At 71.5% G+C, this 19988-nt stretch carries 23 protein-coding genes; 10 read left to right on the top strand and 13 right to left on the bottom strand.

Annotated elements, in window-relative coordinates:
- Positions 1–24: 24 nt before the first annotated feature.
- From OG448_RS14200 to OG448_RS14185, 4 genes are all read right to left on the bottom strand, one after another.
- Positions 25–540 (bottom strand): GNAT family N-acetyltransferase, encoded by a 516-nt coding sequence (locus OG448_RS14200; RefSeq protein ID WP_405554005.1) that lies wholly within the window; start codon positions 538–540, stop codon positions 25–27.
- Between the two features lie 76 nt (positions 541–616).
- Complete coding sequence (locus tag OG448_RS14195; RefSeq protein WP_405554003.1) at positions 617–1291, bottom strand: DUF4097 family beta strand repeat-containing protein; 675 nt, start codon at positions 1289–1291, stop codon at positions 617–619.
- A 187-nt stretch (positions 1292–1478) separates the two neighbouring features.
- On the bottom strand, positions 1479–3035 hold the full coding sequence (locus OG448_RS14190; RefSeq protein ID WP_405554002.1) for an ABC transporter permease: 1557 nt from the start codon (positions 3033–3035) through the stop codon (positions 1479–1481).
- The gene (locus OG448_RS14185; protein ID WP_405554000.1) at positions 3032–3937 is read right to left on the bottom strand and encodes an ATP-binding cassette domain-containing protein; all 906 of its coding nucleotides are present in this window, start codon (positions 3935–3937) and stop codon (positions 3032–3034) included. Before OG448_RS14185 ends, OG448_RS14190 begins: the two co-directional genes overlap by 4 nt.
- 73 nt (positions 3938–4010) lie before the next feature.
- Here OG448_RS14185 and OG448_RS14180 point away from each other — a divergent pair, with 73 nt between their 5' ends.
- Positions 4011–4511, top strand: coding sequence for a GbsR/MarR family transcriptional regulator (locus OG448_RS14180; protein WP_405553998.1), 501 nt, complete (start codon positions 4011–4013; stop codon positions 4509–4511).
- A 9-nt stretch (positions 4512–4520) separates the two neighbouring features.
- Here OG448_RS14180 and OG448_RS14175 read toward each other — a convergent pair whose 3' ends face one another.
- Positions 4521–5309: a diacylglycerol kinase gene (locus OG448_RS14175; protein ID WP_405553996.1), complete on the bottom strand. Its 789-nt coding sequence runs from the start codon at positions 5307–5309 to the stop codon at positions 4521–4523.
- A gap of 186 nt (positions 5310–5495) precedes the next feature.
- Between OG448_RS14175 and OG448_RS14170 the strand changes: the two genes are divergently transcribed.
- Together OG448_RS14170 and OG448_RS14165 are read left to right on the top strand one after the other, a co-directional pair.
- The gene (locus OG448_RS14170) at positions 5496–6779 is read left to right on the top strand and encodes an adenylosuccinate synthase (protein ID WP_399569710.1); all 1284 of its coding nucleotides are present in this window, start codon (positions 5496–5498) and stop codon (positions 6777–6779) included.
- A gap of 91 nt (positions 6780–6870) precedes the next feature.
- Positions 6871–7062: a hypothetical protein gene (locus tag OG448_RS14165; protein ID WP_405553994.1), complete on the top strand. Its 192-nt coding sequence runs from the start codon at positions 6871–6873 to the stop codon at positions 7060–7062.
- Here the strand turns inward: OG448_RS14165 and OG448_RS14160 are convergent.
- Together OG448_RS14160 and OG448_RS14155 are read right to left on the bottom strand one after the other, a co-directional pair.
- On the bottom strand, positions 7040–7282 hold the full coding sequence (locus tag OG448_RS14160; RefSeq protein WP_405553992.1) for a DUF397 domain-containing protein: 243 nt from the start codon (positions 7280–7282) through the stop codon (positions 7040–7042). The genes OG448_RS14165 and OG448_RS14160 overlap by 23 nt on opposite strands.
- Complete coding sequence (locus tag OG448_RS14155) at positions 7239–8075, bottom strand: Scr1 family TA system antitoxin-like transcriptional regulator (RefSeq protein ID WP_405558800.1); 837 nt, start codon at positions 8073–8075, stop codon at positions 7239–7241. Before OG448_RS14155 ends, OG448_RS14160 begins: the two co-directional genes overlap by 44 nt.
- Positions 8076–8244: 169 nt before the next feature.
- Between OG448_RS14155 and OG448_RS14150 the strand changes: the two genes are divergently transcribed.
- Positions 8245–8676 (top strand): hypothetical protein, encoded by a 432-nt coding sequence (locus tag OG448_RS14150; protein WP_405553991.1) that lies wholly within the window; start codon positions 8245–8247, stop codon positions 8674–8676.
- On the opposite strand, the gene OG448_RS14145 is transcribed toward OG448_RS14150, so the two are convergent.
- Positions 8669–9319, bottom strand: a complete 651-nt coding sequence (locus OG448_RS14145; protein WP_405553989.1) for a hypothetical protein — start codon at positions 9317–9319, stop codon at positions 8669–8671. The genes OG448_RS14150 and OG448_RS14145 overlap by 8 nt on opposite strands.
- A gap of 201 nt (positions 9320–9520) precedes the next feature.
- On the opposite strand from OG448_RS14145, the gene OG448_RS14140 reads away from it, so the two are divergent.
- Positions 9521–10291, top strand: a complete 771-nt coding sequence (locus OG448_RS14140; RefSeq protein ID WP_405553988.1) for an oxidoreductase — start codon at positions 9521–9523, stop codon at positions 10289–10291.
- 25 nt (positions 10292–10316) lie between these two features.
- Here OG448_RS14140 and OG448_RS14135 read toward each other — a convergent pair whose 3' ends face one another.
- From OG448_RS14135 to OG448_RS14125, 3 genes are all read right to left on the bottom strand, one after another.
- Complete coding sequence (locus tag OG448_RS14135) at positions 10317–11213, bottom strand: LysR family transcriptional regulator (protein WP_405553986.1); 897 nt, start codon at positions 11211–11213, stop codon at positions 10317–10319.
- Between the two features lie 69 nt (positions 11214–11282).
- Positions 11283–11975 (bottom strand): GntR family transcriptional regulator, encoded by a 693-nt coding sequence (locus OG448_RS14130; protein WP_405553984.1) that lies wholly within the window; start codon positions 11973–11975, stop codon positions 11283–11285.
- 274 nt (positions 11976–12249) lie between these two features.
- Positions 12250–12957, bottom strand: a complete 708-nt coding sequence (locus OG448_RS14125) for a TetR/AcrR family transcriptional regulator (protein ID WP_405553983.1) — start codon at positions 12955–12957, stop codon at positions 12250–12252.
- Between the two features lie 50 nt (positions 12958–13007).
- On the opposite strand from OG448_RS14125, the gene OG448_RS14120 reads away from it, so the two are divergent.
- Positions 13008–14474 carry an FAD-dependent monooxygenase gene (locus OG448_RS14120; RefSeq protein WP_405553981.1) on the top strand — a complete coding sequence of 489 codons (1467 nt, stop codon included), beginning with the start codon at positions 13008–13010 and terminating at the stop codon, positions 14472–14474.
- Positions 14475–14479: 5 nt separating this feature from the next.
- On the opposite strand, the gene OG448_RS14115 is transcribed toward OG448_RS14120, so the two are convergent.
- Positions 14480–15871: an aspartate aminotransferase family protein gene (locus OG448_RS14115; RefSeq protein WP_405553979.1), complete on the bottom strand. Its 1392-nt coding sequence runs from the start codon at positions 15869–15871 to the stop codon at positions 14480–14482.
- Positions 15872–16420: 549 nt separating this feature from the next.
- On the opposite strand from OG448_RS14115, the gene OG448_RS14110 reads away from it, so the two are divergent.
- On the top strand, positions 16421–16882 hold the full coding sequence (locus tag OG448_RS14110; protein WP_405553977.1) for a hypothetical protein: 462 nt from the start codon (positions 16421–16423) through the stop codon (positions 16880–16882).
- Between the two features lie 150 nt (positions 16883–17032).
- Here the strand turns inward: OG448_RS14110 and OG448_RS14105 are convergent, their stop codons facing one another.
- Complete coding sequence (locus tag OG448_RS14105) at positions 17033–17737, bottom strand: SLATT domain-containing protein (protein ID WP_405558799.1); 705 nt, start codon at positions 17735–17737, stop codon at positions 17033–17035.
- A gap of 575 nt (positions 17738–18312) precedes the next feature.
- On the opposite strand from OG448_RS14105, the gene OG448_RS14100 reads away from it, so the two are divergent.
- The 3 genes from OG448_RS14100 to OG448_RS14090 are packed head-to-tail and all read left to right on the top strand — an operon-like array spanning position 18313 to position 19958.
- Positions 18313–18654: a YbaB/EbfC family nucleoid-associated protein gene (locus tag OG448_RS14100; RefSeq protein ID WP_391297503.1), complete on the top strand. Its 342-nt coding sequence runs from the start codon at positions 18313–18315 to the stop codon at positions 18652–18654.
- Between the two features lie 52 nt (positions 18655–18706).
- Entirely contained in the window at positions 18707–19306 is a 600-nt protein-coding gene (recR, locus tag OG448_RS14095) for a recombination mediator RecR (protein ID WP_356425516.1), read from the top strand.
- The gene (locus OG448_RS14090; protein ID WP_405553975.1) at positions 19299–19958 is read left to right on the top strand and encodes a DUF5063 domain-containing protein; all 660 of its coding nucleotides are present in this window, start codon (positions 19299–19301) and stop codon (positions 19956–19958) included. The genes recR and OG448_RS14090 overlap by 8 nt, the downstream gene beginning before the upstream one ends.
- Positions 19959–19988 lie beyond the last annotated feature (30 nt).

Genomic DNA, 19988 nt, shown 5'->3' with positions numbered 1-19988 from the left:
GGCCGCGTCGCCGGGTTGCGGGGGTCAGAGGTTGTTGAAGGGTTCGGGGTAGGTGAAGGCGCCCCGCAGGGCCGGTTCGTGCGTGGTCAGGGTGCGGACCTGGAAGTGGGCGCCCCAGCCGGGATCGGGAGGGGTGACGCCGTACTGCGTGCCGGCCCGGAAGCCGAAGCGGCTGTAGTACGCGGGGTTGCCGAGCAGCGCGACGAGAGGTTCGCCGGTCGCGTCCGCCGCACCCAGTACGGAATGGACGAGCGCCAGGCCCACGCCACGGCGTTGGTGCTCCGGATGCACACTGAGCGGGCCGAGCGCGAGGACCGGGTGGGCTTCGACGTGCCCGCGCGTGCAGACGACGTGCCCGACGATCTCCCCCTGGTCACCGATCGCGACCAGCGACAGTTCCGGGAGCCATGCCCCGCAGGTCCGCAACCGATCGAGGAGACCGACCTCCACGGGGACCGGCGTTTCCGGCTTGGCGAACGCGGCGGCGGTGACCGCGCGTACCGCGTGCTCGTCGGCGGGCTCTTCTCGTCGGATCAGCATCGGCACAGTCTTGGCGACCCGGCGTTGGCACCGCAAAGGTATTTGCCCTGCCGGCCCGCCGCCGCAAGCTTCACTCCTACGAGTCGGGCGTCTGGTTGACGTCGATGTTTCCGCCGCCCGTGCGGATGGTCACGTGGTGGGGGGAGGAAGGGTCGGTGGGGACCGAGACGGTGTTGCGGCCGCCGCTGGTGGTGGCGTCGACGGCGTAGGGGGTGCGGGGGAGGGTGACCTTGACGTTGCCGCCGCCTGTTTCCGCGGTGAGGGTGGTGGGGGGCTTCGTCAGGGACGCCTCGATGTTTCCGCCGTCGGTCCGGGCGGAGAGGGTCTTGGGGGCGGTGTCGGTCACGCGTACGTTTCCGCCGCCCGTCCGCGCCTTCATCGCGCCGTTGACCTCGCGGACGGTGATGTTGCCGCCCTCGGTGTCCAGGGTCAGGATCGTGCCGGGGGGTACGGAGACGGTGTAGTTCACGCCGCAGTCGTCGCAGCGAGGTGCCGTGAGGGTGAGGCGGCCGTTGCTCACGGAGTGCTCGGTACGCGGCTTGTCGTTGGCATACCGGATCTTCTCCGTGACCCGGGCGCCGGTGCCGTCACCAGGGACGACGTCGATGTTGCCGCCCTTGGTCGTCACACTCAACGCGGTCACCTCCGCGTCGATCCCGTACCGCGAGGTCGCCGACTTGTCCTGCACGGCACACCCGCTGAGCACGAGCCCCGCCATGACCGTTCCGGCCACCATCAGCTTCGCCTTCATGCGTCCCCCTAGATTCCGCCGCCCCCTCACAGGTAGCAGCCCCCGCCCGCCGCTGAGGAGGAACGGCCTGATCCCATCGCCCAAAAGACGGAAACCGATCACTCGGGCCACGTCCCCTCCAACCCGGCCCCGAATTACACGCGCGAGAGAACCCCCGCCTCCCTCGGAGCACCACCCGTACGTGATCTCAGCCCGCCAAGTCCCGCCGGCGCAGCCCCAGAACCCCCGCCCCCGTCAGCGCCGCCGCCACCCCCACCAGTACGGAAACCGGTCCCCACTCCATCTCCGCCCCCGGCAGCTTGGGCAGGTGGCTGTAGGGGGAGAGGTTCAGCAGCCATCCCGGAGCGTCCAGCGCTGGGCCGACCCAGCCGATCAGCAGGACCGCGCCCGCCACAGCCCATCCCGCCACAGCCGCCCTAGGGACGAACCCGTAGAGCAGTACCGTCACCGCCCCCAGCGTCCACGCGGCCGCTACCTGGAGGAGGCACGCACCCAGAACCGCGCCGGGACGGGCCCCGTACCCCGCCCAGAAGCCCAGCCCCGCCAGCAGCATCAGGACGCCGACGCCGCCGAAGGCGATCACCAAGTGGCCCGCCGCCCAGCGGAGGCGGCTCACCGCACATGCCAGCAAGGGTTCCGCTCGGCCCGAGGACTCCTCCGCGGAGAGCCGGAGCACCGCCCCCACCACGTACAGCGCGGCCACCAGCCCCAGCATGCCGATCATCGCGGAGAGGAACGTGTCCGTGACCCCCGCCCGGCCCCCCATCCGCTCCAGGACCGCACGCGCACCCGAGTTCCCCGACACCAGGTCCGCCGCTCCCTCCGTCAGGCTGCCGTAGATCACGCCCGCCAGGAAGAAGCCGATGCTCCAGCCGAACAGCCCGCCCCGCTGGAGACGCCAGGCGAGGGCGCCCGCGCTGCCCAGGCGGCCCACGGCGGGGCCCGGCCGGGTGGGGAGGAAGCTCATGCCGAGGTCGCGGCGGCCGGCCAGACCGTAGGCCACCGCACCCTGGACAACACAGGCAGCGGCCAACAACCCCAGCACCCACCACCGTTCCCCCGCGAACGCCCGCACCTTCTCCAGCCATCCCAGCGGCGAAGCCCAGGTCAGCCAAGAGGAGCCCGAGTCGCCCGCCGCCCGGAGCACGAAGGCGGCGCCCAGCAGGCCCGACGTCAACCCCCGCGCCAACCGCGCACTCTCCGTGAGCTGAGCCGCCACCGCGGCAGCCGACGCGAACACCAGACCGACCAGCCCCACCGCGAGCCCCAGGGCAACCGCACCCGACAGACCCAGCGACGCCAGCCCCGCGACCAGCACCCCCGCCAGCACCCCGTTCGCCGCCAAAGACGCCAGCAGCGCGGAACTCAGCGGAGCCCGCCGTCCCACCGCGCCGGAGGCGACGACCTCCAGGCGTCCGCTCTCCTCCTCGTCCCGCGTGTGCCGGATGACGATCAGGAGGCTCATCACGGCGGCCAGGAGCCCCGCGTACACCCCGACGCGCCAGGCGGTCAGGCCCCCTAGGGAATCGTCCAGTACGGGCCCTGTCAGGGCCCGCAGGGAGGCGTTGCCGGCCACCTGGGAACGCAGGGACGCGCGTTCGGCGTCCGTGGCGTACAGCCCCCTGAGGGTTCCCGGCATGGACAGCACCATCAGGGCGTTCACGCCGATCCACACCGGAATCAGCACCCGGTCCCGCCGCAGCGCGAAGCGGAACAGCACCCCGGTACCCGCCAGCGCGCTCATCGGACGCCAACCTCCACCGCGTCCGCAGACTCGTAGTGCCGCAGGAACAACTCCTCCAGCGTCGGCGGCGTACACGTCAGCGACCGCACCCCAGCGGCGCTCAACACCCGCAGCACACCGCCAAGTTCAGCGGTGTCCACCTGAAGCCGCACCCGAGCCCCCCGCACCTCCAGGCCGTGCACCCCGGCCAGCCCCTCCAACGCCACCGCCGAAGAAACCTCCGCACTCACACTCGTCCGCGTCAGATGCCGCAGCTCCGCGAGCGACCCGCTCTCCACCGTGCGCCCCTTCCGCACGATGCTCACCCGGTCGCACAGGGACTCCACCTCGCTGAGGATGTGCGAGGAGAGCAGGACGGTACGGCCCCGCTCCCGCTCCTCGCGGACACAAGCCTGGAAGACCTCCTCCATCAACGGGTCCAGCCCCGAGGTCGGTTCGTCCAGGATCAGCAGGTCCACCTCGGAGGCGAAGGCCGCGACCAGGGCGACCTTCTGCCGGTTGCCCTTGGAGTAGGTGTGGCCCTTCTTCGTGGGGTCCAGCTCGAAGCGGGCGGTCAGTTCGGCACGGCGCCGCGCGTCCAGCCCGCCGCGCAGGCGGCCGTAGAGGTCGATGACCTCGCCACCGGACAGGCCGCGCCACAACGTCACGTCCCCGGGGACGTACGCGATGCGCCGGTGGATCTCGACCGCGTCGGCCCACGGGTCGCGGCCGAGGATCTGCGCGGCGCCGGAGTCGGCGCGGAGCAGGCCAAGGAGGACGCGGATGGTGGTGGACTTGCCGGCGCCGTTGGGGCCGAGGAAGCCATGCACCTCGCCGGCCTCGACTTCGAGGTCGAGGCCGGTCAGGGCGTGGGTACGGCCGAAGGACTTGTGCAGCCCCGAGACCGTGATTGCCTTGGTCATGATTCTGAACGTACGCTTCCTTCAGAAATTTGTGAAGTTAAGGAAGTGTATGAATTCGAGTTAGGGTGAGGGCATGACGGAGGCGAGCGTGGAGAGTGGGGACGGGCGCGATCCGGAGTCGGTGTCGCGGTTCGTGGAGCGGTTCGCGGCCCAACTGGTGGAGGCGGGGGTGCCGCGCATGCCCGCGCGGGTCTTCGCTGCCCTGCTGGCCTCCGACACCGGGACGCTCACCTCGGCGGAGCTGGGCGAACTGCTGCGGATCAGCCCGGCGGCCGTCTCCGGCGCGGTGCGCTACCTCTCCCAGGTCCACCTGGTCTCCCGCGAACGCGAGCCCGGCTCCCGCCGCGAGCGCTACCGCGTGCACAGCGACCAGTGGTACGAGGCCCTGACCAGCCGCGAGGCCATCATCAAACGCTGGGAGGACGCCTTGCGCGAAGGCATCGCCAGCCTCGGCCCCGAAACCCCGGCCGGCCGCCGCCTCACCGACACCCTGGAGTTCTTCGAGTTCATCGAGGACGACCTGGCGGGAATCATGGAACGCTGGCGTGAACACCGAGCCAAGCGCAGCCCCTGACGCGCCCCGCTACCCCGGTACCACCAACCCCCAAGCCCCCTCCGCCACCCGCCAGGTCCGCCGCCGCACCGGACCGGAGGTCTCCGCGTCGGCCCGGTAGTGGAAGTCCTCGCCCGTCACGGTGACCGTGCGGCCGCAGGAGCGGAGCGGGGTGGACTCGGCGCCCAGGGACACCGGGCGGATCTCCACCTCCGCGACCCCCCGCGTGCCCGGCGTGACCGAGACCGACTCCACCGGGCGGTCGAGGTCGATGACCGTGACGCCGTCGATCTCGACCCGGAGCCGGGCCGGGCGGGCGGCGAGGGTGCGGACCAGGGTGCGCAGCCAGGGCCGGGCGCCGACGCCGACCGGTTCGGCGGGGACGGAGGCGGGCGGTATGCCCAGCGAGCCGAGCACGACGCCGTCGCTGTCGTCGACCAGGAGGTCCAGTTGCCGGGACACCCCCTCCAGCACCGCCCGCGCGGAGGCGACCGGCCCGCCGGGCACCCCCAGGGACCGCGCCAGCCCCGCCGACCCGACCGGCACCACGGACAGCGCGCATCCGGCCAGCTCTCGATGCCGGTGCAGCAACCCCACCGCTCGAACAAGTGCTCGATCATCCCCGATGACCACCGGCCGCCGCGACCCGCGTCGCCCCAGCGCACGGGCGAATTCCTCCGGCCCGTCCGGCAGACACACTTTCGCCGTCGCACCCGCGCTGAGCACGTCTTTCGCTATCCGCACGGACTCTCCGTCCGTGTGCCGGGCCATCGGATCGATGATCACAAGGAGCTGATCGGACGTCGCGGAAGTCGCCACCTCGGTCCTGCCTCGCTTCCTCGGGTAGCATCTTTGTGCAAGAGCCCCTTGCGCTATTGCGCCAGGGGCTTCGTCTATTCCGGGGCATCCGGTCCGACGGTCGTGCGGCCAAAGGCGGTCGCGGGTAAGCGGTGTACGCCCATACCCCGACCATGGACATGCCCCGCCCGGAAGGGGTGTACGCGCGTGCCCGCACTTGTGCTGCTCGGTGCTCAGTGGGGTGACGAAGGCAAGGGGAAGGCGACCGACCTGCTCGGTGGCTCGGTGGACTATGTAGTGCGCTATCAGGGCGGCAACAACGCCGGCCACACGGTCGTCGTGGGCGACCAGAAGTATGCGCTCCACCTCCTCCCTTCCGGAATCCTCTCCCCAAGCTGTACGCCGGTCATCGGCAACGGTGTCGTCGTCGACCCCTCGGTCCTGCTCTCCGAGCTGAGCGGTCTGAACGAGCGCGGCGTCGACACGTCGAAGCTCCTGATCAGCGGTAACGCGCACATCATCACGCCGTACCACGTCAGCATGGACAAGGTGGCGGAGCGCTTCCTCGGCAAGCGCAAGATCGGCACCACCGGCCGGGGCATCGGCCCGACCTACGCCGACAAGATCAACCGCGTCGGCATCCGGGTCCAGGACCTCTACGACGAGTCGATCCTCACCCAGAAGGTGGAGGCCGCGCTCGACGTCAAGAACCAGATGCTCACCAAGCTGTACAACCGCCGCGCCATCGCCGCCGACCAGGTGGTCGAGGAGCTGCTGGGCTACGCGGAGCAGCTCAAGCCGTACGTCGCCGACACCGTCCTGGTGCTCAACCAGGCGCTGGAGGACGACAAGGTCGTGCTGTTCGAGGGCGGTCAGGGCACCCTGCTCGACATCGACCACGGCACGTACCCCTTCGTCACCTCCTCCAACCCGACCGCCGGCGGTGCCTGCACCGGCGCGGGCGTGGGCCCGACGAAGATCAGCCGGGTCATCGGCATCCTCAAGGCGTACACCACCCGCGTGGGCGCCGGTCCGTTCCCGACGGAGCTGTTCGACGAGGACGGCGAGGCGCTGCGCCGGATCGGTGGCGAGCGCGGTGTCACCACCGGCCGTGACCGCCGCTGCGGCTGGTTCGACGCGGTGATCGCCCGTTACGCCACCCGCGTCAACGGCCTCACCGACTTCTTCCTCACCAAGCTGGACGTGCTCACCGGCTGGGAGGAGATCCCGGTCTGCGTCGCCTACGAGATCGACGGCAAGCGGGTCGAGGAACTTCCCTACTCCCAGACCGACTTCCACCACGCGAAGCCGATCTACGAGACCCTGCCGGGCTGGTCCGAGGACATCACCAAGGCGAAGTCCTTCTCCGACCTGCCGAAGAACGCGCAGAACTACGTGAAGGCGCTGGAGGAGATGTCCGGCGCGCCGATCTCCGCGATCGGTGTCGGCCCGGGCCGCGACGAGACGATCGAGATCAACTCGTTCCTCTAGGCCGCACGGTCTGTACGTGGGTACGCCCGCCGGTCCGCCCTATGGGCGCGCTCGGCGGGCGTTCCGCGTTCCGGCGCGGTGGAATTTCTCCATGAGCAGCGACCGGGAGAAGTGCGGGGGGCCCTACGGCGAGGTGTCCGAGTGCGGGGACCCCGCGGTGTTCGAGGTGCGGCGGCACAACCGGTCGTCCTTGCCGGTGTGCCCGCTCCACCTCGGCCCGTCCCTGTTGATGGGCTCGGGTGTGCTGTGGCCGCCGGAGATCAGCCTCGTCGCGCGTCCGTGAGGAACGTGGTCCACGCGGTGGGCGTTACGGCGAGGAGGGGGCCGTCGGTCTGCTTGGAGTCACGGACGTGGATAGTTTCGGGGCAGGAAGCGACTTCGACACAGTTGCCGCCGCTGGCGTTGCTGTAAGAGGACTTGTGCCAGGTGAAAGCGGCTTCGACGCACTGGCCGCCACTGTCATTGCTGTAGCTCGACTTGAACCATAGGAGGGTGCTGGTCATTTCGCGCTTCTCCCGCCAACTTCTGGATGAGGCTCACAGAGTCGTCCGGGCTCAGAGCCTGTGATCGGATCTTCGCATACCGGTGGGTTAGCCGCGCCACCTTAACGGGATCGCTGACCAGCACGCTCTCGTCTTGAGCCTCCAGATAGACCACGTGGTGGTGTTCGCTGGTCGTGACCAGCGTCATGTCGCCGAAGGTGCCCGCGTGAGCGCCCTTCGCTCCTCGGTCCAGGCGCAGGACTTGCAGGCTCACATTCTCCCGCTCGGCGTCCTCGGCGAGAGCGTACAACTGCTCGCTCATGACGTCCCTGCTGCCGATCGTCCGAAGGAGCGCGGACTCGTCAAGGACCAGCTCGATCATGGGGGTTGGGTCTGTGCGGTCGAAGAGGCTCCTACGCGCTAGACGGGCGTCGACCAGCTCGTCCACCTTGGCCTGCGGAAGCGCGGGAGAACCGCCGCCGATCAGCGCACGCGCGTAATTCTCCGTCTGGAACAGGCCAGCGATCACGTAGGTCTCGTAGGAGGACAGGGAGACCGCCTCCGCCTCCATCAGGGCGAAGTCCTGGAACTGCGGAGGGTACTTGTCCAGCAGGACGAACTTGCGGGCCATCTCGAAGATGCCCATGCCGTCCCCGAGCACCCGCTCGAGTTCCATCAGCATCTTGTCGCTCGCGGGCTGCGCACACGTCTCCATCGCGCTGATCGCTGACGCGGTGTAGCCGATGAGGGCGCCCAACTCCTCCTGGGTGAGACCCATCTGTTCACGCCGTGCCTTCGCGAAGGCGGCGACCATGCGCGCCGTCCCGCTCGCCGCCACCTTGTTCGCCGCTCGCGCCACTGCGATCACCCCTGGACTCAACCGAACTCAACCGGGCTTCAACGAGCGGCCCCGACTCCCGACCGTTCCGACGGGTCGACGGAGAGTCATGGAAACCGTAGCGGCGCCTGCCGAAACTGATCGCATGAATACGCAAAGTCACGCGGGCATCCAGTGGATTCCCGCCAGGGGCATCCAACTGCGGCGGGCCGGCGTCCAGTTCGACGCGGTACGGCTGGACGGTGATCGTGGACGCGACATCGCGGGCCGGATGGCGCGCATGACCGGGGGTGATCCGGGGCCGGTGGTGGAGTCGGGGAACGGGCGCAGGTGCGTGTACTTCCTGGTCGCGCCGGGGAGTACCGCGCATCACGCCTGGCCCGCCGAGGTCACCCGGCTCACGAGCGGGCCGTATCGCGTCAGCTACATCCCGGTCCCGGCGCTGGACGGGCAGACCTGGCCGCTGGCCTGGCGGTTCCCGCCGACCGCGCCGGACCGGTTCGTACACACGCTGCTGCTGCGGGCGGCACTGCTGGACGGGAGCCAGGGGCCGCCGCAGCCGCCCGAGCTCAACTGAAGACGATCATCGAGCCCTGGGCGAGGGAACGGGTCGCGGCGGCGTGCAGGCCGAGCCAGACGTGCCGTTCGCGGGCGAAGGGGCTCGGGTCGTAGGGCGCCGGGACGGCGGGTTCCTCCAGCTCGGTGGGGGCCGAGGGGGGCGCCGGGGCGGCGGGCGGGTTCGCCGGGTCGATGCCGATGGCCGGGGCGACCTGCTCCAGCTCCCGCAGCAGGGCATGGGCGGAGCCCAAGGGGCCGCCACCGGCGAGGAGTTCGTCGTTGGAGAGGGGCTGCGGGAAGTCGAGCGGGACGTAGGCGCCGGCGTGGTCGTAGTGCCAGACCAGGTGGGACTGCTGGGCGGTTGACTCGAACATTTCGAGCAACTGCTCGTAATCGCCGCCCAGTTCCCCCACAGGGGTGACGGGGAGGCCGCAGAGCTGGAGCAGGTGGGCGCGGCGCAGGAAGTGCAGCGCGTCGTAGTCGAATCCCGCGACGGGGGCGACCTCGCCGTTGAGGCCCGGCATGTACTGGTAGACCGGGACCGGGGGGAGCCCGGCGGCGGCCAACGCGTTGTTGTAGACGGCGAGTTCCTCGGCGAACGGGTTGTCCGGCGTATGGCACAGCACGTCCACGAGCGGCACCAGCCACAGGTCACAGGCCAAGAAGAACTCCTCGCATCGTCCGGTGCGGGGGTGCCCCTCGCACGCGGGTGGACCAGGAAGCGTAGTCCGTACGGCGGGGCATAGGAAAGCCCTATGGCCCCTGCTGCTATTCGGTCTTTGCTTCCTCTTCTTTTCCGGACCTACGGTGAAGCGACTCGAAGAGAAGTCCGCCGTGAATTGTCCGAGGAGAGGACCGCAGAAATGGCCACCACCCAGAACGGAACCGGATCACCGGAACTCAAGGGAAAGCGGGCCCTGGTCACCGGGGGTTCCCGGGGCATCGGGGCGGGCATCGTGGCCCGGCTCCTGGAGGCCGGCGCCGAGGTGCTCACCACCGCACGCTCGTCGTCCGGCACCGTGCCGGAGGGGGCGAGTTTCGTCGCCGCCGACGTGCGGAGCCGGCAGGGCGCGGAGGACCTCGCGGCGGCCGCGGTCGACGTGCTCGGCGGGGTGGACATCCTGGTCCACAACGCGGGCGGGGCTCAGCCGCACGCGTCCGCCGTCGCCATCCCCGACGAGGAATGGCTGGACGCGCTGAACCTCAACCTGCTGGCCTCGGTGCGGCTGGACTCGCTGCTGGCACCGGCCATGCGGGACCGGGGTTCCGGGGCGATCGTGCACATCTCCTCGGCCGCCGTGCCCGTCGCCTTCCCGCCGTTCCTGCACTACACGGTGGCGAAGGCGGGTCTGGAGAACTACAGCAGGGGCCTGGCCGCCGAGCTGGCCCCGGCCGGGGTCCGGGTCAACACGGTCACTCCGGGCCGGGTCACCACCCCCGGCGGCGAGGCCACGCGGGAGCAGTGGGCCCGCCTCGACCCGACGCAGACCGGGCCCGAGTCCCTCGTACCGCTCGGGCGCGACGGGCTGCCCGACGACATCGCGCGGGCGGTCCTGTTCCTGGTGTCCGACCAGGCGAGCTGGGTGACCGGGAGCAATTTCGTCATCGACGGCGGGGAATTCCCGAGGGGCTGAGTGAGAAAGTTGCTGTGAATTCCGGTCAGGGAGCCGGTGCGGGGGAATTCGGCCCGTCCCAGTTCTCCTGGCGGAGGAATTCGAGCAGGGCCGTCTCCGCCGGGCCCGCCGGGTGCCGGACCACGGCGATGACGGGCTGTGCCACGGCGGGGGAGACCGGGCGGGCGAGGTGCTCGTGGCCCGGGGGGACCGCCGAGGCGGGGACGAGGGTGGCACCGAGACCCTGGGCGGCCCAGCGGACGGCGGTCGCGGTCTGGGAGACGCGGGCGACCGTGTCGGGGTCCGGGTCGGTCTCCCGCAGGGCCTCCACGAGGACGCCGTCGAGCGCGCTGTCCCGGTCGAACCGGACCCAGGGCTCGCCTTTGAGGTCGCGCAACTCGATGCGCCCTTGTGTGAGTTGGGGGTGTCCGGCGGGCAGCACCACGACGAACTCCTCCTCGCCGAGGCGGTGGGCGTCCGCGGGGGTGCGGTCGCACTTCGCCATCAGGGCGAGGTCCAGCACGCCCCGGCGGCACAGCCGGTCCAGCTCGGCGGAGCTGGGCTCCTCGGAGAGGGTGACCTCCAGCCGGGGGAAGCGGCGGCGCAGCGCGCCGAGCGCCTCGGGAAGCTGCCGGGTGCCGAAGCCCATCTGCACGGCGACGGTCAGCTCGCCGACCAGCTCGGCGGCACCGGCCCGCGCGGTCGCCGTCGCCCGGCGCGCCGCACTCACGGCGGTCTGCGCCTCCCGCAGAAACGCCCGCCCGACCACGGTGGGCGTCAGCCCGCTCGGCGTCCGGGCGAACAGCTCCACCCCGAGATCCCGCTCCAGCCCCCGGATCTGCTGAGACATCGACGGCTGCGCAACCCGCAACCGCTCCGCCGCCGCCGTGACCGACCCCTCCTCGGCAACGGCCAGCGCATACTCGAACTGCCGCAGACTCATCGCGTCCCGTCCCTCCGTGGGGTCAGCCCCCCTCGGGGCAACTCCAGCGCGGCGGCGCGGATTCCCCGGTCAGCCCCCGGTGAGTTCCTCGACCATCTCCAGGGCGTGGGCGTTGGCGGCGGCGACGATGGCGCGGGCGGCCTCGGGGTCGTGGTTCGACAGGGCGTCGACCAGGTCTATGTGGCCGGCCCACAGGCGGCCGCGGACCTCGGGGAGGCGGCGGAGGTGCTGGACCGCGCAGACCCACGAGCGGACGCGGAGGCGGTGCAGGAACTCGGCGAGGTAGGGGTTGCCGAAGAGCACGCTCAGCTCGCGCCAGAAGCGGAGGTCGTAGCCGATGAGCACGGTGAGGTCGCCGGCCGCGTTCGCCCGCTGGGCCTCCTCGCCCCGGCGGCGCACGGTCGCCAGCGCGGCGGCGGTGTCCGGGTCGTCGGGGCGCGCGAAGGCGGGGTGGCCCTGGCTGAGGACGCGGAACATGCCCTCGGTGACCAGTGAGCGGGCCTCGATCATGCCCCGGTAGTCGTCCAGGGAGTACTCGGGGACGCGGAAGCCCCGGTGGTGGTCGGCCTCCAGCAGGGCCTGCGCCGACAGGTCGACCAGGGCCTCGCGTACCGGCGTCGCGGAGACCCCGTACAGGTCCGCGATCTCCTTCACGGTGAACGCCCGCCCCGGCAGCAGCCGCCCGGCCAGCACCTCGTCACGCAGCGCGTCGGCGATCTGCTGCCGCAAGGTACTGCGCGTCACAGCGCCGTAGCCGGGCATCGTCCCGGAGTCTCCTCACACGGATGGGTGCGGTACTCGTACGCACGTGCCTATTTCCACTACCTCTTACGAGCACGTCACCTTACGCGTTCACCCCTGCCGGGCATCAGCCCCGGTGCCCTTTATGTGTGGGGGGATGGTGTGTAGGGGCGTAATGGGGGGCGGGGGTGCTGTGTGGGGCGGCGCTGTGGGGGCGGCCTGGGGGGCGGCGGCGCTGTGGCGGCCGGGACTGTGTGGCGTGGCGCTATGTGTGGCGGCCCTGTGTGGGGTGGGGCTAGGCGAGGCCGTCGATCATCAGAGCCACCGTGAAGTCGAAGCGGTCGTGGGCCGTGCCCGCCGTCAGTTCGGCCGCGTGGCGGGTGGTGTGGGGGAACGTGCTGGCGGGGAGGGCGGTGAGGCGGTGGAGGAGTTCGGTCTTGTCGGCGGGCCAGACCTCGTCGCCGTCCTCGGCCCGGCGATGGGCCACCGACAGCTCCAGGCAGTAGGCCGCTACGTACAGGAGCAGGGCGTCGATGGCCCAGGCCGCGCGCTGGGGGGCGATGCCGGCGGTGAGGAGGATGGCGAGCATGCCCTCGCTGACGCGGAGGGTCTCCAGGTCGGTGGGGGCCATGGCGAGGGCGGCCCGGGAGATGCCGGGGTACTTCAGATACTGGTCCCGCAGGTCCTCGCAGACCCCCCGGAGCTGGTCCCGCCAGGCGGCGGGGTCGGGCGCGGGGAGGGTGAGCCGGGCGCACAGGCGGCCGATGAGCAGCTCGTCCAGGTCGGCCTTGTTGACCACGTGGGCGTAGAGCGAGGCGGGGCCGGTGTCCAGCGCGGCGGACAGTCTGCGCATGGTCAGCGCGTCGTACCCCTCCGTGGCGATGATCCCGAGCGCGGTCTCGACCACCTGGTCCACGGTGATCGGGTCCTTGCGGCGGCGGGGCCGGGCGTCCTCGGCGGCGGGGGACTGGTGCCGGGCGGTGCGGCGCTCTTTCGCGTTCACGGGACGACTATAACTTGACACGAACGCTGTTCGTTTCTAGAACAGTGTTCGTGAAGGTAGATGTGGATGTGATCGTGGTCGGTGCCGGACCCGTCGGGCTCACCCTCGCCGCCGAGCTGGTGCTCGCCGGGGTGTCGGTGCGGGTACTGGAACGGCGGGACTCACCCGACCCCGCGATGAAGGCGCAGTCGATCAACGTGCCGACGGCGGAGGCACTGGACCGACGCGGGCTGCTGCCCGCCCTGGAGCAGATCCAGCGGGAGACGCTGGGGGTGTCCGGCTTCCGCTTCACCGGGCACTTCGCGGGGGTGCCGCTCGATCCCGGCCTGGTGGACTGGAACGACTCCGACCTCGCCGCACACACCGCCGTGGAGGGGGCGCGGATGATCCCCCAGCCCCGGCTGGAGGCGCTGCTCGCCGGGCATGCCGAGCGGCTGGGCGTGACGGTGCGGCGCGGGGTGGAGGTGACCTCGCTGGAGGACACCGGTGACGGAGTGGTCGTCGGCACCAACACCGGCCCGCTGCACGCCGGTTGGCTCGTCGGCTGCGACGGCGGCCACAGCGCCGTACGCCGGCTCGCGGGCATCCCGTTCCCCGGCACGGACCCCGAGATCACCGGCTACCAGGCGGTGGTGGACATCGCCGACCCCGAGAAGCTCGCCGACGGCTGGTCCTGGTCCCCCCAGGGCGTCTACCGCTACGGCCCCCAGCCCGGCCGCATAGCCACCGTCGAGTTCGACGGGGGTCCGGCCGACCGGTCGGCCCCGGTCACCCTGGACGACGTCCAGTCCAGCCTCCGTCGCGTCTCGGGCACGGACATCACCCTGACGGGGTTGCGCGCGACCCCGACCCGCTGGACGGACAACACCCGCCAGGCATCGCAGTACCGCGCGGGCCGCGTGTTCCTGGCCGGCGACGCGGCCCACGTCCACCCTCCGTTCGGGGGGCAGGGGTTGAACCTGGGCGTGGGGGACGCGGTGAACCTGGGCTGGAAGCTGGCGGCGGTGGCCTCCGGCCGTGCCCGGGAATCCCTACTGGACACCTACGACGCGGAACGCCGCCCGGTGGGCGCCTGGGTCCTGGACTGGACCCGCGCCCAGATCGGCGTCCTCCGCGGCGACCCCAAGTCGGGCGCGTTGCGGGGGGTGGTGGCGGATCTGCTGTCCACCCGCGACGGGACTACGTACGCGGTGAAGCAGATCGCGGGCATGACGCAACGGCTCCCCTTGCCGGGGGATCACCCGTGGACGGGCCGCCACGTCCCCGACCTGGTTCTGAGCAACGGCACCCGCCTGGCCGACCACGCCCACGGCGGCGGCTTCCTGCTCCTGGACCGCACCCCGGACGCGCTGTTCGCCAACCTGGCGAAGGACCGGACGAGGGTGATCCGGGACGACGGCACCGGTGTCGTGGGCGCACTGATCCGGCCGGACGGGGTGGTGGCGTGGGCCTCCGACACCACCGACCCCGCCGGCCTGGAACCCGCCCTCCGCCAGTGGGCCGGGGAAGGGTTCTGACCCGGTCAGGCTGACGTCGTGTACTCGTCCGCCGTGGCCAGCGCCGCGTCCAGTGCGGCCAGACCCTCCTTCAGCTCCGGCTCCGTGATGTTGCACGGCGGGACCACGTGGGTGCGGTTCATGTTGACGAAGGGCCAGAGGCCGTTCTTTTTCGCGGTGGCGGCGAAGGCTGCCATGGGGGCGTTGGCCTCGCCGGCGGCGTTGTAGGGGACCAGGGGCTCGCGGGTTTCGCGGTTCCTGACCAGTTCCAGGGCCCAGAACATGCCCGTACCGCGGACCTCGCCCACGCTGGGGTGGCGCTCGGCGAGGGTGGCGAGGGCGGGGCCGAGTACCGTCTCGCCGAGGTGCTTGGCGTTCTCCACGATGCCCTCGCGGGCCATGACGTCGATCGTGGCGACGGCCGCCCCGCAGGCCAGGGGGTGGCCCGAGTACGTCAGCCCGCCGGGGTACGGACGCTTGGCGAAGGTCTCCGCGATGGCACCGGAGATCGCGACACCCCCCAGGGGCACGTACCCCGAGTTCACGCCCTTGGCGAAGGTCATCAGGTCCGGGACGACCCCCGAGAGGTCCGCCGCGAACCACTCACCGGTCCGACCGAACCCGGCCATCACCTCGTCCAGGATGAAGACGATGCCGTGGCGGTCGCAGATCTCCCGGACCCCGGCGAGGTAACCCGGCGGGGGCACCATGATCCCGGCCGTACCGGGGATCGTCTCCAGGATGACCGCCGCGATCGTGCCGGGCCCCTCGAAGGCGATCGTCGTCTCCAGGTGCTCCAGCGCCCGCGCGCACTCCTGCTCCTCCGTCTCCGCGTAGAAACGGGACCGGTACAGGAACGGCGCCCAGAAGTGCACCACGCCCGCGCTGCCGTTGTCCGACGGCCAGCGGCGCGGGTCACCCGTCAGGTTCACCGCCTGCTGGGTGCCGCCGTGGTACGACCGGTACGCCGACAGCACCTTCGGCCGCCCGGTGTGCAGCCGCGCCATCCGCGTCGCGTGCTCCACCGCGTCCGCGCCCGCGTTGGTGAAGAAGATCTTGTCCAGGTCGCCCGGCGTACGCTCCGCGATCAGCCGCGCCGCCTCCGAGCGTGCCTCCACCGCGAAGGCCGGCGCGAACGTCGTCATCTTCGCCGCCTGCTCCTGGATCGCGGCGACGACCTCCGGGTGCTGGTAGCCGATGTTCGTGAACACCAGCCCGCTGGTGAAGTCCAGGTACCGCTTGCCGTCGTAGTCCCAGAAGTACGAGCCCTCCGCGCCCGCGACGGCCAACGGGTCGATCAGGTCCTGCGCGGACCAGGAGTGGAACACGTGCGCCCGGTCGGCGGCCTTCACGGCGGCACCGGTCTCGGGGTCGGGGGTGGGGGTGGGGGTCTGCTCCGGGTTCGGCTGAGGCGTCATGCGGGTGAGGGTAGGCGGTGGGGGCGTCGCCGCGACATCGGCGGACTGTTGCGGGCGGGGGCGGGATGCGCGACAGGTTGTCGTGAGTGGGGACGCTTTTCGCCGGGTGTCAGGCGGGAGGCAGCCCTGTCCCCTATGCCCGCACTATCCTCGGGCCGTTGGCACGCTTCGGGGGAAGGCGGTTGTGTCATGCGGGAGTTGGGGCCGGAGGAGGACTGGGACTGGGTGTTCGGTGCGGGTTCGGGTTCCGGGGCGGGCACCCGGCCTTCGGCCGGGTCCGGGTTACCACCCGCACCACCCGTACAACTTTCGTCGTCGGGGGCGGGTGGCCCCTGTGGGGCGGATTCGCCGTCGGCGGGTGCGGATGCGGGTTCGGGTGTCGGCGGGGCTGGGTTTCTGTCCGCGCCGCCCGGACAGCCTTCGGTGGGTGCTGGTGGGGGGCGGGAGCACACGGCTGTAGGGGATGGGCGGGGGTGGGCCGTAGCCGCGTACGGGCATCCGGAGGTGGAGGGGTGTACGCGGGACCGGCGGTCGACGTGGTTGCTCGTCATGGTCGCGCTGATCGTCGTCCTGGGGGCCGGGGGGACCCTGTTCACGTTGTTACGGGGTGGCGGGGTGTCGGACACGGCGACCGTGGTGCCCGCCTCCGCCGGCGGGGACGTTCCGGAGCGCTACCTCGGCAGGTGGGAATCCCGTGTCGACGGGGCGGGCACGCACCAGCTCACCCTGACCCAGGGGCGGGTCGGCGAGCGCGTACTCACCCTGGTCGCGGACGGGGCCGACCAGCACTGCGTGTTCGCCGCGTCCCTGGCCCGGAAGCCGGGCGCCGAGGGCACCTTGCGGCTCACCGCCGCGACGGTGACCTCCGGAGCCCCCCTCTCCTCCTGCGCACCGGGCACCCCCACCACCCTCACCCTCTCCCCGGACGGCCACCTGAAGCGGACGGGGCCGACCGGTGCGGAAGCCCTGACGTACAGCCGGGTCAGCCCAGTTGGAAGCAGGACTGAATGACGCCGTACTCCGTGTGCTTGACGGCTCGCGGGGCAGCGGTCTCCTGCCGGGATGTCCCAGCACAGCTTCGCCGAACCGGTGGGCCGCACGACCCGCACCCGCCGATGGCGAATCCGCCCCACCGGGGCCACCCGCCCCCCGGCGGAGCCGTCAGCGGGGGTCCGGGGGGCGTTGGCGGGGCATGTTGGGGCGGGCGCCCGGGGGTGAGGAGAGGTAGCGGGAGACGGGGGTGGGCTCGGCGGGCCGGGATGGAGGGGCGGGAGGCGTCACCGGCGGACGCCCGCCGCGGAACTCCTGCATCCAGTCCGACGTCTCCGTACGGACCAGCTCCGTCACGTCCTCCGAGAAGCGGCGCAGAATCCCGAGGCAACGTTCCGCCGCCTCCCCCGCCGTGCCCTCCGCAGGACCCAGCACCTCACGCGCACTCTCCGACGCCCAGTCGAACTGGAGGGCCTGCAAACGCCGTTGGACCGCCTGGGCGGTGGCGAGGGCTCGCATCCACCCCGAGGTCAGCCCGAAGCACCGGTCCACCCCGGCGCACGCGGCCCCCAGCAGCAACGCCAGGTATCCCCACGGCGCACAGCCCGACACCGCCCCGGTCGCGTCCAGCAACGGCAGGGCCGCCCCGACCACCACCCCCGCCGCCGTACCGCCCCGCAACCCCCGCGCGGCCCGCCGTCGCCACACCCGGTCCGCGAGATACCACTCCGCCGTGCGCAGCGCCCCCCGCTCCACCCACCGGTACAGCTCGTCCAGCCGCTGCGCGGGCTCCCCCCAGTCCCCGAGCGGCAACGCCCGCCCCACCAGGTCCCCGGGCAGCGGGCCGGCCGCGTTCCGCCCGGTGCGCCGGGACACGTCCTCACCCGGCTCGTCCGGCCCTGCGGCGTCCGTCCCCCGGTCTTCCGGCCGAGTCCCGCTCACGTCCAGATCACAGGATCGCGCCCCGTCCGCACCTCGGTTCTCCCGCGGTGACCCGTCCGTACCGGGGCCGCCCGACCACGGCCCGTCGGCACCCGAGCCACCCTGCCGCGCCCCGTCCGTACTCCGGTCACCCCGCCACACCCCGTCCCCTCCCGGCCCGCCCGCCGAAGGCCCCTCCGTGCCCGGGCCGCCGCCTGGACCGTCCCGCCGCGCCCCCTGAGCGGATGCGGGATCGTCGGGTTGCTGCTCCGGCTGACCCACCCGGCACTCCCTACTGAACATGAACACCGATCGCGCGGCCGTCACACCCTGGCGGCGCGAAGTCCCCTTCCTACCGCTCAACGGGTGGCGGAGGGCCCCGATCGCGGGGTGGTACGCCCGGAAGAGGGGTTTGATCAGGTAGGGGGCCGGAGGCGATCTCACCCGAAAGAGTGGCAGCGCGGGGGCCGCTCGGACCACGTAGGCTCGTGCCGAGCAGTGAAGCGGCGAAGACAGACAGGAGACACCCCGTGATTCCCGGTGGCGGCCAGCCGAACATGCAGCAGTTGCTCCAGCAGGCCCAGAAGATGCAGCAGGACCTCCAGCGGGCCCAGGAGGAGCTGGCGAACACGGAGGTCGAGGGCCAGGCGGGCGGCGGTCTGGTCAAGGCGACCGTGACCGGCTCCGGCGACCTGCGCGCGCTGAAGATCGACCCGAAGGCCGTGGACCCGGAGGACACCGAGACCCTCGCGGACCTCGTCGTCGCGGCCGTACAGGCGGCGAACGAGAACGCGCAGGCCCTCCAGCAGCAGAAGCTCGGCCCGCTGGCCGAGGGACTCGGCGGCGGCGGCATCCCCGGTCTGCCTTTCTGACGCCGGGGCAACTACCGTACGTATCGCAAGGTCGTGAAGGAAAGGCAGTCCGTTGTACGAAGGCGTGGTCCAGGACCTCATCGACGAGCTGGGGCGGCTCCCCGGCGTCGGTCCCAAGAGCGCGCAGCGGATCGCCTTCCACGTCCTGCAGGCCGAGCCGACGGACGTGAAACGGCTCGCGCACGCCCTGCTGGAGGTCAAGGCCAAGGTCCGCTTCTGCGCGGCCTGCGGCAACGTGGCGCAGGAAGAGCTGTGCAACATCTGCCGCGACCCGCGCCGCGACCTCTCGGTCATCTGTGTGGTCGAGGAGCCCAAGGACGTCGTGGCCATCGAGCGCACCCGTGAGTTCCGGGGCAAGTACCACGTCCTCGGCGGCGCCATCAGCCCCATCGAGGGCGTCGGCCCGGACGACCTGCGGATCAGGGAACTCCTGGCCCGCCTCGCCGACGGCACCGTCACGGAGCTGATCCTGGCCACCGACCCCAATCTCGAAGGCGAGGCCACGGCGACGTACCTCGCCCGCATGATCAAGCCCATGGGTCTGAAGGTCACCCGCCTGGCCAGCGGCCTCCCGGTCGGCGGGGACCTGGAATACGCGGACGAGGTCACCCTCGGCCGCGCCTTCGAGGGGAGACGACTCCTAGATGTCTGACGCCACGCTGCACGCCACCGCGCAGAACCCGGACGACTTCGCGGTCCAGATCGCCGACCAGGTCGAGAGCTTCCTGGTCGCCGTCACCGAGGTCGCCAAGGGCGACGAGCCCGGTTCCACCGTGCCCTTCCTGCTGCTGGAGGTCTCCCAGCTCCTGCTGGCCGGCGGCCGCCTCGGCGCGCACGAGGACTTCCTCCCCGACGAGCGGTACGAGCCCGACCCCGGCCCGGAGCCGGACGCGGACGGCCTGCGCGAGAACCTGGCCCGCCTGCTGGAGCCGGTCGACGTCTACTCCGAGGTCTTCGACCCGTACGCGCCCCGCACCGCGCCGGTCGCCGCCCGGATCTCCGACGACCTGGCGGGCATCATCACCGACCTGCGCCACGGCATGGCCCACTACCGGGCCGGCCGCACCGCCGAGGCGTTGTGGTGGTGGCAGTTCTCCTACTTCTCCAACTGGGGCTCCACCGCCTCCGCCGTACTGCGCGCCCTCCAGTCCGTCCTGATCCACGTCCGCCTCAACCAGCCGCTGGAGGAGCTGGACGGCCTCGACACCGACCAGGACCTGGGCGACGAGGCGCTGGAGGTGGAGGCCGGGCGGGTCATGGCCGAGGAGATCGGCACCCCACTCGGCATCCGCCAGGTGCACTAGCGGCGCCTCTGTGACGCGGGGCACTTTCCG

The organism is Streptomyces sp. NBC_01171 (assembly GCF_045039805.1).
Lineage (GTDB): Bacteria > Actinomycetota > Actinomycetes > Streptomycetales > Streptomycetaceae > Streptomyces.
The sequence above is the reverse complement of the archived record's forward strand: the minus strand, read 5'-3'. Positions and strand labels throughout refer to the sequence as shown.